The sequence below is a fragment of the Aeromonas sp. R2-2 genome, assembly GCF_040908355.1.
Classification (GTDB): Bacteria; Pseudomonadota; Gammaproteobacteria; order Enterobacterales; family Aeromonadaceae; genus Aeromonas; species Aeromonas veronii.
Map to the genome: position 1 here is coordinate 157,259 of NZ_JBFODQ010000059.1, position 15,323 is coordinate 172,581.

The 15,323-nt window shown below is 57.6% G+C and carries 13 protein-coding genes; 6 read left to right on the forward strand and 7 right to left on the reverse strand.

The window, feature by feature from the left end:
* Positions 1-126: 126 nt before the first annotated feature.
* From AB5Z09_RS11730 to AB5Z09_RS11750, 5 genes are all read left to right on the forward strand, one after another.
* Entirely contained in the window at positions 127-411 is a 285-nt protein-coding gene (locus AB5Z09_RS11730) for a DnaJ domain-containing protein (RefSeq protein ID WP_005343121.1), read from the forward strand.
* Between the two features lie 23 nt (positions 412-434).
* Positions 435-977 (forward strand): hypothetical protein, encoded by a 543-nt coding sequence (locus tag AB5Z09_RS11735; RefSeq protein ID WP_040067053.1) that lies wholly within the window; start codon positions 435-437, stop codon positions 975-977.
* Between the two features lie 12 nt (positions 978-989).
* Positions 990-1,757, forward strand: a complete 768-nt coding sequence (locus AB5Z09_RS11740; protein ID WP_005343119.1) for a hypothetical protein — start codon at positions 990-992, stop codon at positions 1,755-1,757.
* Between the two features lie 11 nt (positions 1,758-1,768).
* The gene (locus AB5Z09_RS11745; RefSeq protein WP_368195359.1) at positions 1,769-2,671 is read left to right on the forward strand and encodes a hypothetical protein; all 903 of its coding nucleotides are present in this window, start codon (positions 1,769-1,771) and stop codon (positions 2,669-2,671) included.
* Positions 2,672-3,196: 525 nt separating this feature from the next.
* Positions 3,197-4,678, forward strand: a complete 1,482-nt coding sequence (locus AB5Z09_RS11750) for a peptide MFS transporter (protein ID WP_368195360.1) — start codon at positions 3,197-3,199, stop codon at positions 4,676-4,678.
* A 416-nt stretch (positions 4,679-5,094) separates the two neighbouring features.
* Here the strand turns inward: AB5Z09_RS11750 and drt4 are convergent, their stop codons facing one another.
* From drt4 to nudF, 7 genes are all read right to left on the reverse strand, one after another.
* On the reverse strand, positions 5,095-6,654 hold the full coding sequence (drt4, locus tag AB5Z09_RS11755; protein ID WP_368195361.1) for an antiviral reverse transcriptase Drt4: 1,560 nt from the start codon (positions 6,652-6,654) through the stop codon (positions 5,095-5,097).
* A gap of 89 nt (positions 6,655-6,743) precedes the next feature.
* Positions 6,744-9,038 carry a DNA topoisomerase IV subunit A gene (gene parC, locus AB5Z09_RS11760; RefSeq protein ID WP_368195362.1) on the reverse strand — a complete coding sequence of 765 codons (2,295 nt, stop codon included), beginning with the start codon at positions 9,036-9,038 and terminating at the stop codon, positions 6,744-6,746.
* 83 nt (positions 9,039-9,121) lie between these two features.
* A complete protein-coding gene (gene parE / locus AB5Z09_RS11765; RefSeq protein ID WP_103251420.1) occupies positions 9,122-11,032 on the reverse strand; it encodes a DNA topoisomerase IV subunit B in 1,911 nt (636 codons plus the stop codon).
* Between the two features lie 132 nt (positions 11,033-11,164).
* A complete protein-coding gene (locus AB5Z09_RS11770; protein WP_368195363.1) occupies positions 11,165-11,752 on the reverse strand; it encodes a YqiA/YcfP family alpha/beta fold hydrolase in 588 nt (195 codons plus the stop codon).
* A gap of 12 nt (positions 11,753-11,764) precedes the next feature.
* A complete protein-coding gene (cpdA, locus tag AB5Z09_RS11775; protein WP_041202814.1) occupies positions 11,765-12,583 on the reverse strand; it encodes a 3',5'-cyclic-AMP phosphodiesterase in 819 nt (272 codons plus the stop codon).
* Between the two features lie 22 nt (positions 12,584-12,605).
* Positions 12,606-13,055 (reverse strand): DUF1249 domain-containing protein, encoded by a 450-nt coding sequence (locus tag AB5Z09_RS11780; protein WP_005335899.1) that lies wholly within the window; start codon positions 13,053-13,055, stop codon positions 12,606-12,608.
* 1 nt (position 13,056) lies between these two features.
* Positions 13,057-13,698, reverse strand: coding sequence for an ADP-ribose diphosphatase (nudF, locus tag AB5Z09_RS11785; protein WP_064335385.1), 642 nt, complete (start codon positions 13,696-13,698; stop codon positions 13,057-13,059).
* 304 nt (positions 13,699-14,002) lie between these two features.
* On the opposite strand from nudF, the gene tolC reads away from it, so the two are divergent.
* Complete coding sequence (gene tolC, locus AB5Z09_RS11790; RefSeq protein ID WP_021231688.1) at positions 14,003-15,322, forward strand: outer membrane channel protein TolC; 1,320 nt, start codon at positions 14,003-14,005, stop codon at positions 15,320-15,322.
* Position 15,323 lies beyond the last annotated feature (1 nt).

Sequence of the window (15,323 nt, forward strand, 5' to 3'; positions counted from 1 at the left end):
CCAACTCATCGCGTTGGCGGGCTGTTTCCGTTAAAATGACGGGTTTTTGCCGTGCCTGGTTTGCCAATCCCCACCATCAGGCACTCGCAGCGTGAATCCTATGATGCCAGTGATGCAGGATCTGCCATGAACAACTACTTTCGGGTGCTGGGCGTCAAGTCCAACGCCAGCGAAAACGACATCAAGAAAGCCTATCGTCGGCTGTCAAACCAGTACCACCCCGACAAGCTGCACGGGGCCAGTGAAGAAGAGAAAGAGCAGGCAGCCATCAAGCTGCACCAGGTAAAGCAGGCCTATGAAGTGCTGTCCGATCCGAAACAGCGGGCCGCCTTTATCAAGGATTTCAACAACGTCATCGTGACCGACCCCGCCTCCGCCATGCAGGAGATGTGGGATCAGTTCTACCCCTGAAACAGCAGGCAGAAAGAGCAACTATGCAAAAGAGATGGGACCAGGCGCGGCTCAAGTCGCTGCAAAGCGATGCCAGCGAAAACATCGAATCCTACCGGGATCAGGACGACCCCAAGGGGCTGGAACAGTTCACCGACCAGATGAAGAGCCTGCTGCTGGCCGATATGAGCATGCTGGAGTTTATGCCCGAGTATCTGCCGCTGGCCCTCTATGGTCGGGTGCAGTTCCCGGCCAAGGCCAAGTCGCAGTGGAACAAGTGGCTCACCAGCGGCGAGCAGCCAAGCTGGGACGAGTTCAAGGTGAGCGTCGGCTTCAACAACGCCGCCCTGCCGCTGGTCAAGGCGGTGCGGGCCCAGAGCGAAGATCAGCTGATGGAAGCCTGCGCCGTGCTGTTCCTGCTCGACAACCCGCTGCCACGCGGCAGCCACCGCGGCGATGACGACTATGAGCTGCGCGACGAAGAAGATGAAGACGGGGAAGATGCCGACGCCGACTACCACGGCGGCAGTGACCGCTATGGTGATGACGACGGCGATCAGGATATGTACGACGAAGTCCGTTTCTAATTGGGGCAAGGCATGAGCAACAGTCTGATAGAAATTACCGCCATCGAGATCAAAGAGCTGGCCGTTATCGAGCCGAAGCAGGCCAGTGAGAAGTTCGAGCTGATCGCCAAGACTATGTCTGACGACCAGCTGGCAGAAGTGATTGAAAACATTGATATCGTTACCCTGACCCAGATTAACGGCCAGCACGATATCTCCTTCCCCTCCATCATCTCCGAGCTGATGACCCCGGAGCGGATCCGCGACATCGTCTGCCAGCAGCCGCTCTATTGGGAAGAGGCGATCAAGAACAACGCCGACGAGCTGCAACAGCACACCTTCGACTTCCTCAACTACCTGATCCGCACCCAGGATAGTGAAGCCAAGCAGCGCGAGATCCTCGAGTGCGTGGCCGAAGATCCGGCCGGTCTCTTCTACCTCGCCATCCCCTTTATCGAGTTCTATCGCGGCGATCGCTATGAAGAGGACGAAGGCTATCGCGACGTGCTGCACGCCGAAGAGGAAGATCTCGAAGAGTCCCTGCGCTACAGCGAGCGCCAGCAGAGCGAGGATGTCCACGACTACGCGCTGGATGACCCGAGAAGCCTCTTGATGCTCATTCGCGAGCTGGCCCCCGAGGTGGAGAAAGCCATCAAGGCGCTGCTGCGCAACGAGCACTCCAGCTGGGATGGCATCATCAACAAGTTTGCCGCCGAGCTGGTGATGCAGGCCAAAGAGAAGAACAAGGTCGAGGAAGACGAGTACGGCGACGTCGACGACATGTTCAGCTTTCTGGATTAAGGAGCCCATTCATGCAGTTAGTCATTCGCGATGCCAACCAGGGCCCCTTTCTGAGCCAGGTGCTGCGCTTTGGCCGCGACAACGAACTCTTGAGTCAGCAACAGCTCGCCGCCATCAAGGGCAAGGCGGTGCTGATGAGCCTCAAATTCGCCGACAAGTACTACAACAAGTACAAGATGCACCTGCTGGAGCAGGCCGCCCACGACGTCATCGGCGTGGTGAGCCTCGGCCTGCAGGAGCTCTCGGCGCGGGATCCGGCCAAGGCGCTGGCGCTGCTGCAGGCGCCGGAAGGCCCCATCAAGCCGTTCCAGAAGGGCTGGTCAATGCTCATTACCGTCAGCCCCAAGCAGGCTGGCAACAGCCTCTACGGTGACGTGGATGCGCGCCTGCTGGACAAGATCTCGAGCCCGCCCGATGCGGAGGAGTGGCAAGGGTGGCAGGAGTACGAGAAAGCGCTGACCGAGCACAACAAGAGCCGCCTGATGGAGCTCATCGACCAGCACTTTTTCGCCTGCGAGAGCGACCACCCCACCATGGAGGACAAGCTGGCCGAAGCGCTGCTCTACCGCATCCTCTGCGGCAAGGGCAGTGGCGCCGCCCCGCTCAAGGTGAAGCAGGATCTCAAGCGCAAACTGGCGCGGGAGATTGAGCTCGACGAGGGCTGGTATGACACCGACTACCTCGCCGCCCAGCTCGCCCTGATGCTAAGCGCGCTACCCGCCGACATGGCCGCCGCCCTGCGTCAGGAGCTGAGCCCGGGCTTTGTGCCGAACCTGCTGCACACCCTCGGCTTTGTGCGCCAGTACCAGCTGCTGCAAAAAGAGAACGCCTCGCCGGAGAAGCTCGACAACATCGAGATGCGCGCCGGTCTCAAGCACCCGCTGCTCGGCTGGCCGCTCTACCACGACTTCTAAGGCCGCTTTCGCCGCCCATCAGTCGCACCACAACGCCCGGCCCGCCGGGCGTTGTTCTATCCTCCCCTCACCCTCTCCCAAACAGAGAGGGAACACACGCAAGTCACCCTGAGGCAACCCCTTCTCCTCCCGATATTTATTCACTCAATGCCCAAGAATGAATAAACAACCTGCGATACAACGGCTTGGCGCCAGCTGCGTTTCGGGACAACAAAGTGGGACGCAGATCCCGCTACAGCGCCATAATCGGCACTAAATAGCCGACTGGCTCACATCAACCGTGCCGCAATCGCGTGGTAAGCCGAGCTACAACCATGACTCAATCACGCATAAAAAGGCGGAATAGATCAATAAAAAGCAATTAATCGCGCCGGATTAAATTTCAGGTATGGCTATTTGCACCGCTTGGCCGCTAAATGACAGACCGGCCTTCAGACCAGCATGGAAGCGCACAAGGCTAGCCGGCAGCAGACCGGTACGCTCTCAGGACGAGTTATGACTTTCTTCTCTCACAGGAGACAGACCGTGAGCGCTTCGAATCAACACCCCACCATTCCCCCCGGCTCCGGGGCGCTGTTCTTTATCCAAACCTTCTCGACCCTGGGGTTTGCAGTGCTCTACTCCACGCTGGTGCTCTACGCCACCAAGCGGCTCGGCTTTAGCGAATCCCAGGCCAACGCCATGATGGGGGTCTTCGGGGCCTTCAACTATGGCCTGCACCTGTTTGGCGGTTATCTCGGCGGGCGCTACCTCAGCAACCGCAACCTGTTCGTGATGGGGATGGTGCTGCAGGTGATCGGCTGCTACTTCATCGCCGAGATGGGGATCACTGGCCTCTACTGGGGGCTCGCCATGTTCCTCACCGGCAGCGGCCTCAACGTCACCTGCCTCAACATGATGCTGACCCAGCGCTTCGCCCCGGATGATCACCGCCGCGAGAGCGCCTTCCTGTGGAACTACGCCGGGATGAATCTGGGCTTCTTTATCGGCTTCACGGTGGCGGGCTACTTCCAGCTCACCGAGGATTACCGCACCCTGTTCCTGTTCGCGACGCAGGGCAACATCATCGCCATCATCGCCACCTTCGCCTGCTGGCCGATTCTGGCGGATATCAGCACCCCGCTGCGCCACGTCAAAGGGAGCGGCTTCTACCGCCGCATGCTGGCAGGTATCGCCATTCTGGCCATGCTGGTGCCGGCGCTGCGCCTGCTGCTGACCCACGCCAGCTTCAGCGGCAGCTTTGTGCTGATCCTGGGGGCCGTAGTACTGGTACTGCTCTGCGTGATGACCGCCCGCCATCCGGACGCCGCCGAGCGCAGCCGCATGGTGGCTTACCTGATCCTCGCCCTCGGCTCCCTCATCTTCTGGTCGCTCTACCAGCTGGCGCCCATGGGGCTGATGCTCTTCTCCGAGCACAACATCAACCTCAACGTGTTCGGGCTGCGAGTCGCCCCGCAGTGGATCCAGAACATCAACACCCTCGTCATCGTTATCGGTGGCCCCTTGATGGCGCTGCTGTTCAAGCGGCTGCGCGAACAGGGGTGGAATATCGACATCCCCTCCCAGTTTGCCGCCTCCCTGTTCTGCATGGGGCTCGGCATGCTAGTGCTGCCGATCGGCATCCATCTGGCGGGGGCCGACGGGCTGGTCGCCTTCAAGTGGATCGCCATCAGCTATGTGCTGCAGAGCTTTGGCGAGCTGCTGATCTCCCCCATCGGTTACGCCATGATTGGCAAGCTGGCCCCCGCCAGCCTGCAAGGCTTGATGATGGGCTGCTGGATGATGGTGACCGGCGTCGCCTCGGTGCTGGCGGGCTATGTCTCTGGCGCCATGCCGCAGAATATCGGCAGCACCCCGGTCGCCACCAACCCGGGTTACAGCTCGGTGTTCAATATGCTGGGCTGGGGCTCGCTGGCGGGCGGCTTGGTGTTGCTACTGCTGGTGCCCCGCCTGCGCCTGCTGATTGCCTCGAAGATCACCCCGACGGCGACAGCCATCCCCGTCTGATCGGGCTCGGGCCAGCCATTTCAGTGGCCCCTGCCAGTGCGAACGGTTGAATCAGCGGCACTGCTGTTAATGCAAAGGGCCCCGCCATCATGGATGGCGGGGCCCTCTTTTATGGCGGGATGGATGGTTCTTTTTCAGGTTGGCAACCTGGCGCTCGCTGTGACGTTTGCCCTATTCCCTCTCCCAAGGGGAGAGGGAACAACTCAGTACCAATCTCAGCCGTGGTGGTCATGCCATCAACCATCGGTGATTACAGAACCCCCTTCTCCCACTCTTTGCCATAGATAAAGGGAGAAGGGCTGAGGATGAGGGGGCACCAAAAAAGAATTAGCAACCACATTGTGGCAACCTGTTTTCGCGATCGTCTGATTACGCTTCGCTAATCAGACCTACGGACCTAATCAACCCTTAGATATTCACTCATCATCAAAGTGTGAAAATATCATTTTTAATTTAACTGCATCGCTATCCAGCTCAGCTTGAGTAATTATATCCTCAGGAATGAAATTCACACCACGATCTCGCATTATAACAAATGCACTCATATTATCAGATACATCATCTATTTTACCCTCTCTGAAAAGTTGATAAATTAAGAGCCAGTATGTATCAATATAATACTTATCATCTGTAGCTATAACTTCTTTAGCAAAGGCTACAATCTCCTCGCTATTTATCATTGAATTAAGTATCGTTAATGCAACGCAATCCTTGCTGTTCAATACAGATTCAACAACACCACTAGATGGCATTATATTGTTTTTCTTCATAATATACAGAGGCCAACAAATACCATCTGAACGCATTAATGTACTATTTTCCTCTATTAGTTTTTTGAGATCCGGTTCGATCTCATCATTGGATAGTTCAGCCTTTTCTATCAAAGAGTCTAAATATGGAATTAAAATAGGGTAATGCCACGACAGACTTAAGACAGCCCGATAAACAGATAGAGGGGCAGATAAATCTAAATGTTCAATTATTAGCTGGATAGCATATTTCAATACGCTTCCATCGGGCGTTTTTTTGTTTATTAAAATTGAATTATTAAGAAAAGTAACTGCTTCAGATGCAGTAAGTTTGGGCTCTTCATCATGTGCATGATTTAGACGACTAGGTAGACATGATAGTATTTCAGTAACCCATGCATCCTGTGCAGGTGAAGGTAGCTCAGTAATCACTGTCTTTTGTGTATTTAAAGTAAGTTTAAACTTCTTTAATTCTTTACTAAGCGTCAAAATAAATTTATGTGCAATTTCACTAGTTTCACAATAACACGTATAGTCATCCACATATCTATTGAATAAAAAGTTTGCGTTCCTTAGCTCACTATCCACTTTGCTGAGGATTACTTCCAATGCAATGTTTGATGCTGCAGGCCCAATAGGAACACCTTGAGTTTCATTTCTTTTACAATAACGTTGGTACATATCATACTTATTAAACCAATGGTGATCACCTCGGTTTGTTTTTGCAAAATCAAAACCAACTAACCCCCATGATATTGCATGAGTATAAATGCTATCAAAGCAGCTAGATATATCCGCACTTACAATGTATCGTTTACCAAAGCTATTATTTAATACTCTGTTAGTTTTTTCTATTGGGTCTTCATAATTCATTACAACGATACGACCATCTTGATGTTCTTCTGGCTTAATAAAGCTATTTTCATTTTCTTTTATATGACGTATCAGATGCCAGTTATCCGTTATATGTCTAGCCAATCGACAATATGCTCTAGGGTGAATAAGTGACAACTCACGAGAAGCGTTATTGTATCTTGTGGCGAAATATGTAACTAAATCATAACCACCACGCCTAGCATCATTTATTGCAATCAACGCATCTGAAATTTCAGGTGTGAATTGCCGAGAATTAATGCATGGAGGAAGCTCACCTATCGAAGACTTTTGATTTGGGAAATAATTATATCTAGTTAGAGCAACATACAGTTCTCGTTCCTCAAGCGTCATTTCAAATTCCTTATGCATTTAAAACATTAATATTGTAAGCATCATTGCTGATAAAATAATAAGGGCGCTTTCGCGCCCTTCTATATTAATTACCCTTCCTGATTTTCCCCGGCTGCCGGCTCGGCACCGGCGGCGGGTTCAATCTCGATGCGATCCACGCGCTGCAAACCGCGGGGCAGCTTGGCACCGCGACGGCCACGCTCGCCGCGGTAGTAGTCGAGATCAGAGGGTTTGAGGGTCAGCTTGCGCTTGCCGGCAAACAGGGTGACCGACTGGCCCTGCGGGATGACGGCGGCCATCACCACAAACTCCTCCCGTGCTTTCACCCGAGCCGACGGAATGCTGATCAGCTTGTTGCCCTTGCCCTTGCCGAGCACCGGCAGGGTGTTCATCGGGAACAGCAGCATGCGCCCTTCGTTGGAGATGGCCATGCAGAGATCGGTCTCCGGCGAGCCGATCTTCTGGGGTGCCATCACCTGACCCCCTTCCGGCACGGTGAGCAGCGCCTTGCCGTTCTTGTTCTTGCCGATGAGATCGTCATAGGTGCAGACAAAGCCGTAACCGGCGTCGCTCGCGATCAGATACGGCTCGCCTTCGTTACCCATCACCAGATGGCGCACCTCTTCCCCTGCCCCCAGCGCAAAGCGGCCGGTGAGCGGCTCACCCTGACTGCGCGCGGATGGCAAGGTGTGAGATTCGAGGGCGTAGGTTCTCCCCAACGTGGAGAGGAACACCGCCTGCTGGTTGCTGCGGCCACAGGCATGGGCCAGATAGCTGTCCCCAGCCTTGTAGGAGAGCCCCGTCACATCCACGTCATGGCCCTTGGCTGCGCGCACCCACCCCTTTTCGGAGAGGATGACGGTGACCGGTTCGCTGGGAATAAGTTCTTTCTCGGTCAGCGCCACCGCGGTAGCACGCTCCACCAGCGGGGTGCGGCGATCGTCGCCGTACTTCTCGGCATCGGCCAGCAGCTCTTTCTTGAGCAGGGTGTTGAGGCGACGCTCGGAGCCCAGAATGAGCTCCAGCTTGTCGCGCTCTTCGGCCAGTTCATTCTGTTCGGCGCGCAGCTTGAACTCTTCGAGCTTGGCCAGATGGCGCAGTTTCAGCTCGAGGATCGCTTCGGCCTGGGTTTCGCTGATATTGAAGCGCTCCACCATCACCTTGCCCGGCTCATCCTCGGTACGGATGATCTCGATCACCTCGTCGATGTTGAGATAGGCGATCAGCAAGCCTTCGAGGATGTGCAGGCGAGCCAGCACCTTGTCGAGGCGGAACTGCAGGCGGCGACGCACGGTCTCGCGGCGGAACTGGATCCACTCGCTGAGGATGGTTTTGAGACACTTCACCTGCGGCCGGTTGTCGAGGCCGAGGATGTTGAGGTTGACCCGGTAGTTCTTCTCCAGATCCGTGGTGGCGAACAGGTGGGCCATCAGCCCCTCTACATCCACCCGGTTGGAGCGGGGCACGATCACCAGACGGGTCGGGTTTTCGTGGTCAGATTCATCCCGCAGATCGGTGACCATCGGCAGCTTTTTCGCCACCATCTGGGCGGCGATCTGCTCCATGATCTTGGCGCCGGAGGCCTGATGGGGCAGCGCAGTGATGACGATGTCGCCATCCTCCTCGCTCCAGACCGCCCGCTGCTTGATGGAGCCCTTGCCGGTCTCGTAGATTTTGCGGATATCGTCGCGCGGCGTGATGATCTCGGCGTTGGTCGGGTAGTCCGGCCCCTGAATGTGCTGCATCAACACATCGAGCCCCGCATTGGGGTTGTCGAGCAGCTCGGCACAGGCGTAGGCCACTTCCCGCGCGTTGTGGGGCGGAATATCGGTCGCCATCCCCACCGCGATACCGGTCACCCCGTTGAGCAGGATGTGTGGCAGGCGGGCAGGCAGCACCACCGGCTCCTTCATGGTGCCGTCGAAGTTCGGCGTCCACTCCACCGTGCCTTGGCCGAGCTCTGAGAGCAGCAGCTCGGAGAAGCGCGACAGCCGCGCCTCGGTATAACGCATGGCGGCGAAGGATTTGGGATCGTCCGGCGCCCCCCAGTTACCCTGACCGTCCACCAGCGGGTAGCGGTAGGAGAAGGGCTGGGCCATCAGCACCATGGCTTCATAACAGGCGCTGTCGCCGTGGGGGTGGTACTTACCCAGCACATCACCCACGGTACGGGCGGACTTCTTGTGCTTGGAGAGCGCCGACAGCCCCAGCTCACTCATGGCGTAGATAATGCGCCGCTGCACCGGTTTGAGGCCATCGCCAATATGCGGCAAGGCCCGATCCATGATGACGTACATGGAGTAGTTCAAGTAAGCCTGTTCGGTAAAGGTGCGCATTGGCTGGCGCTCTACCCCGTCCAGACTGAGCTCGATAGCATCACTCATGTGATTTTCTCTTTCGGTTCGGGAGCCGCCACAGGGCGACTCCGGCTAAATGCTTGCTGGCCCAGTGCGGGCCAGCCGACGGCTTAAATGATGGCGAGGTTGCCCTTCTCTTCGAGCCATTCGCGGCGATCGCTCGCCCGCTTCTTGGCCAGCAGCATGTCCATCAGCTGCAGGGTCTCGTCAGCCGCATCCCCTTCGCTCTCTCCTGCCGGCTCCATGGTGAGCTGCACCAGACGACGGGTGTTGGGATCCATGGTGGTTTCCCGCAGCTGTTTCGGGTTCATCTCACCCAGACCCTTGAATCGGGTCACCATCACCTTGCCTTTCTTCTTCTCGGCTTCGACCCGTTGCAGCACGCCGTTCTTCTCGTCCTCGTCGAGGGCGTAGTAGACCTCTTTACCGATATCGATCCGGTAGAGGGGCGGCATGGCCACATAGACGTGGCCTTTCTCCACCAGCGTGCGGAAGTGCTTCACGAACAGGGCGCAGAGCAGAGTGGCGATGTGCAGACCGTCCGAGTCCGCATCCGCGAGGATGCACACCTTGCCGTAGCGCAGGCCGCTGAGATCCTCGGAGTCGGGGTCGAGCCCGATAGCGACCGAGATATCGTGCACTTCTTGCGAGGCGAGCACCTGACCGGCCTCCACCTCCCAGGTGTTCAGGATCTTGCCGCGCAGCGGCATGATGGCCTGAAACTCGCGATCCCGCGCCTGCTTGGCACTGCCGCCCGCGGAGTCACCCTCCACCAGGAACAGCTCCCCCTGCATGGGGTCGGCGCAGTTACAGTCGGTCAGCTTGCCGGGCAGCGCCGGGCCCTGGGTAATCTTCTTGCGCACCACCGTCTTGGCGGCGCGCATCCGGCGCTGGGCGCTGGAGATACAGATCTCGGCGATCTGCTCCGCCAGCTCGGTGTTGCTGTTCAGGTAGAGGCTGAAGGCATCCTTCACCACGCCGGAGACGAACGCCGAGCTCTGGCGGGAGGAGAGGCGCTCCTTGGTCTGACCGGCGAACTGCGGATCCTGCATCTTGATGGAGAGGATGTAGGCGCAGCGATCCCAGATATCTTCCGGGGTCAGCTTGACCCCGCGCGGCAAGAGGTTGCGGAACTCGCAAAACTCGCGCATGGCGTCGAGCAGCCCCTGACGCAGGCCGTTGACGTGAGTACCGCCCTGCGCGGTGGGAATGAGGTTCACATAGGATTCGGCGAGGCATTCGCCCCCTTCCGGCAACCAGCAGAGCGCCCAGTCCACCGCCGACTGTTCGGAGCTGAACGAGCCGATAAAGGGCTGCTCCGGCAGGCAGGTGAACTGCTTGACCGCGTCGACCAGATAATCCTTGAGGCCATCTTCGTAGCACCACTCCAGCTTGATGCCGGTGTTCTTGTCGAGGAACTTGATGGTAAGGCCGGGGCAGAGCACGGCCTTGGCTTTGAGCAGGTGCTCCAGCTTGGTGACCGAGAATTTGGGCGAATCGAAGTAGCTCGCCTGCGGCCAGAAGCGCACCCGGGTGCCGGTGTTGCGACGCCCGCAGGTGCCGGTGATGGTCAGCTCCTGCACCTTCTCGCCACGCTCGAAGGCGATGTCGTAGACCTGACCGTCGCGACGCACCGTCACCTCGACCCGATCGGAGAGGGCGTTTACGACCGAAATACCCACCCCGTGCAGACCGCCGGAGAACTGGTAGTTCTTGTTGGAGAATTTGCCGCCCGCGTGCAGCTTGCAGAGGATCAGCTCCACCCCGCTAACGCCCTCTTCCGGGTGGATATCGACCGGCATGCCGCGGCCGTCGTCGATCACTTCGAGGGACTGGTCTTCATGCAGGATCACCTCCAGACTGCGGGCGTGACCTGCCAGCGCTTCATCGACGCTGTTGTCGATGACCTCCTGGCCGAGGTGATTGGGCCGGGTGGTGTCGGTATACATGCCGGGGCGGCGACGCACCGGCTCAAGGCCATTGAGGACCTCAATGGCATCCGCATTGTATTGAGTAGACATGGAGGGCCTTGCGAATTGACGTTTGGAGGGAATCTTAACTGCTAGGCGGGGGTAGAACAAACTCCCCGCACCGAAAGCTTGATCTGGAGAAGAACAAGCAGGGCGAGACCGCCCTTATTGACTCAAACCTGACTATAACCCGAGGAAACGGATGATCTGGGCGGGGTAGCGCTCGAACGCGACAAAGGCGTGGTTGCCACGGCACTCCAGCGAGAGGCGGGCAAAGCGGTATTCATCCAGCGCCTTGCGATAGTCGAGCACCTCATCCCCCTGCTGTTGCAGGATCCAGAGTCGCTCCGGCGCCGCCACCGGTACCGCCAGAGCCCGTAGCTCGTCCATATGTTCTGGCAGCAGCTGGTACTGCTCACCCGTATAGGGATTGGTCTGGGAGCCGAGGTAGTCACACAGCAGCTCGTGGGGGCGCACCGCCGGATTGATCAGCGCAGCGCGGCAACCGTACCGCTCGCTCACCCGGGTCGCCATAAAGCCACCGAGGGAGCTGCCCACGGCGCCGAGCTTGTATTCACTACCATAACGACGCTGCAGATCGGCAATGGTCTGCTCGATAGCCGCCCAGGCCGCCGCTGGCGTATTGGGCTGGGCTGGAATGATCACTTCGATGTCGGGCCGGTTGGCGGCCACCCAGGCAGCCATCTGCTGCGCCTTGGCGGAGCCCGGTGAGGAGTTGAAACCGTGCAGGTAGAGGAGAACCGACTTCATGGAATGCTCTCCTCAATAACCGGTGGCGTTGGGGTCGGGCACAAACTGCCCCACCGGCAGGCGCCACACCTCGCTGGCCACCCGCCCATCCGGATAGAGGGTGAGATAACGCCAGCCCGGGCCGGACTCGTCCAGCGCGAAGCCGTCGGAGAGCGGTTTGAACTGAATGCAGGTGGAGGGGCTGGCAATCAGCCGCACCCCGCGGTGCACCTCGTCAAACTCCTGATGAACGTGGCCGAACAGGATGGTCTTCTGCTGCGGATGACGGGCCAGTACGGCGAACAGGTCATCGGCATTCTTGAGATTGTGTTGATCCAGCCAGGCGCAGCCCACCGGCACCGCCTGATGGTGCAAGGTGATAAGGGCGTGGCGATCAGGATATTGGCGCAGGGCACGGTCGAGGGCGGCCAGCTGGTGATCGCCAATCATGCCGTGGGGTTTGCCGCGCACCTGGGTGTCGAGCAGGATCACCTGCCAGTGGTCGCCCACCAGCTGCTTGGATTCGCTGATCCCGGCGGCATGGAGATATTCGGTCATCAGCGGGCTGTCATCGTGATTACCAGGCAGCCAGTAGATGGGACGGCCCAGGGGCGCCATCATGGAGGCGAAACGCTGATAGGATTCCGGGCTGTGATCCTGCGACAGATCGCCGGTCGCCAGAATCACCTCGTAGGGGTGTTCATTGGCCTGCACCTGTTCCAGCACGGCGGCCAGACTCTCTGCGGTGCGCACAGCCAACAGCCGCCCTTCGGCACTCGCGAAGAGGTGGGTGTCGGTAATTTGCAACAGGCGCACACTGCCGTCCTGCGCCTGGGGGAGCTCTGTTTCCAAAATCACGCTTCTTTTTATTTGTTCAACTGGAGATATTGATCGGGCTGGTACCATGTCTGAGACAAAATTTTAGCCATTCGGCCAGAAACAGATTTACCTGCTCCTTTTCGTCCCGCTGGTGCATCTTTTTATTGGGATAATCATAACGTGGTTGCAAACGGGAAATCTGTTGCGCTGCACACACTTCCGCCATCCGCACATCATGATACAAACGAATCTCTATCTGAGCTTGTAAATATTCGGGTAATTCGGGGTTGTGCTGGCTCAGGATCACCTGATTGGTGAAGCGACTCTCGCCAATGATGGTGAGCTGGAACTGCAGATCGTTGCCGACCCGATAGCGGCGCTCGGCCCCGACTTCCCCATCAGGCGGCAGCAGTTTCATCAATGCCATGTAGTTGACCTCGCAGGTACGCTGCAAGGACATCAGATCAGGCACATAGCGCCTGCTCTGTTGCAGGGTCAGTGCCACCTCAGCGATCCGCCAGCCAGCGGGCGCGCAGCTCGCCGTGGTTGAGAGCAAGCCACTGCAGGGCGATGACCGAGGCCGCATTGTCGATGCGCCCCTCTTTGAGCCAGGCATAGGCCTGCTCGCGGCTCACCACGTGCACCCGGATATCTTCGCCCTCATCAGCCAGACCGTGCAGACCACTCGCCTTGCTGGCATCCACCTCGCCCACAAAGACCTCGATCCGCTCGGTGCTACCGCCCGGGCTCACCAGATAGCTGATGGCATGCTCGCAGCGGGCCACCTCGATCCCGGCCTCTTCCACCGCTTCGCGGCGCACCACCGCCTCGGCGGTCTCACCTTCGTCGATGATGCCGGCCACCAGCTCCAGCAGCCAGGGAGTCGGGCTGGTCTCCATCGCGCCGATGCGGAACTGCTCCACCAGCACGATCTGGTCGCGCACCGGATCATAGGGCAGCAGCGCGGCAGCATGGCCCCGCTCGAACAGCTCGCGCACGATGGGCTGATTCCAGCCGCCAGCAAATAACCGATGCTGCAGACGATAGACATTCACCTTGAAGAAGCCGTTATATCCAGCTGATTTTTCAATGATTTTCACATCATCGGCGGCGTAATGCCGATCTTGCGGCAAGGGTTGCTGCGACATCCGGGGCTCCCGTCAGCTTGACTTGTATCAGTTTGACCATAAAATCCGAGGAACATGAATGAACGTTCATTCACTCGGTGTGCCATGGTAATGAGGGGTGGATTTTAGCAGCCACAGACCATTTGGCTAGGCGCGCGGGGAGAAAACTGCGTCCGGTTCTTGACGTTCCCGTCACCGGACCTGAGACTCTTAGCATTAAATTTTGCTTATAGTAGAGTGATTAAGCTGCAATCAAGCTTGGTCGGTGACAATATTTGCCTCTCCAGCAACCAGTTTGGGTTACTACATAAGGTTAAAACGATCTATGAAAAGAACACTTTTGTCAGTCATGGTGTTGCTGGGCGTCAGTGCCGGTGCCCATGCCGAAAACCTGCTCGACATCTACCAGCAAGCCCAGATCAAAGACCCGCAGTTGCTGCAGTCCAAAGCCGTTCGCGACCAGGCCTTCGAGAAGATCAACGAATCCCGTGCCCCTCTGCTGCCCCAGATCGATCTGGGTGCCGGGCTCAATTATCTGCAAAACAAGAACGATACCCAGAGCAATACCAACGCCAAGGGTGAAGTGACGCTGTCGCAATCCCTCTATCGTCGCAGTAACTGGGTCAATCTGGATATCAGCGAGAAGCAGGCCACCCAGTCAGATGTTGCCTACAACCTCGAAATCCAGAACCTGATGGTGCGCACCGCCAAAGCCTACTTTGATGTGCTCAAAGCGATGGATACCCTGGAATTCGTCCGTGCCAACAAGGTTGCCGTAGAGCGTCAGCTGGAGCAAACCCAGCAGCGTTTCGAAGTGGGCCTGACCGCCATCACCGACGTTCATGAAGCCGAAGCCTCCCGCGACCAGGCGCTGGCTGACGAGATCAATGCCGAAAACTCGCTGGACAACAGCTACGAGACCCTGCGCGAGCTGACCGGTATCGATCACCGCAATCTGGACGTGCTGAACACTGATCGTTTCAGCCCGCAGAAGACCGCCTTCGGCTCCGACAAGTGGCTGGAGCTGGCGCTGGACAAGAACCTGCAACTGCACAGTGCCCGCATCAGCAAGGACATTGCCAAGGAGCAGATCGATCTGGCCAAAACCGGCCATGAGCCGACTCTGGATCTGGGTGCCGGACTGCAAACCAGCAATACCGATTACAAGCTGGATAGCATGCCGGGCGGCAATGACAATCAGGCCAATATCGGTCTGACCTTCAAGCTGCCCATCTACAGCGGTGGCGCCACCAGCTCCAAGGTGAAGCAGGCTCAATACAACTACGTGGCGGCCAGCGAACTGCTGGAGAAGAACTTCCGCTCGGTGCAGAGCACAGTGCGCTCCTCCTACAACAACGTGAACGCCAGTATCGGCTCGGTGCGCGCCTACAGCCAGTCTGTGGTCTCCGCCGACAGCGCCCTGAAGGCGACCGAAGCCGGTTACGAAGTGGGTACCCGTACCATCGTCGACGTGCTGGACTCTACTCGCAAGCTGTACGAGGCCAAGCAGAAGCTCTCCGAAGCCCGTTACAACTACATTCTCAATATCCTGAGCCTGAAACAGGCTGCCGGTATTCTGGAAGCGCAGGATCTGGTGGAAGTGAACCAGGGCCTGATGCCCGCCACGGCAAAAGCCAAAGGCTGAT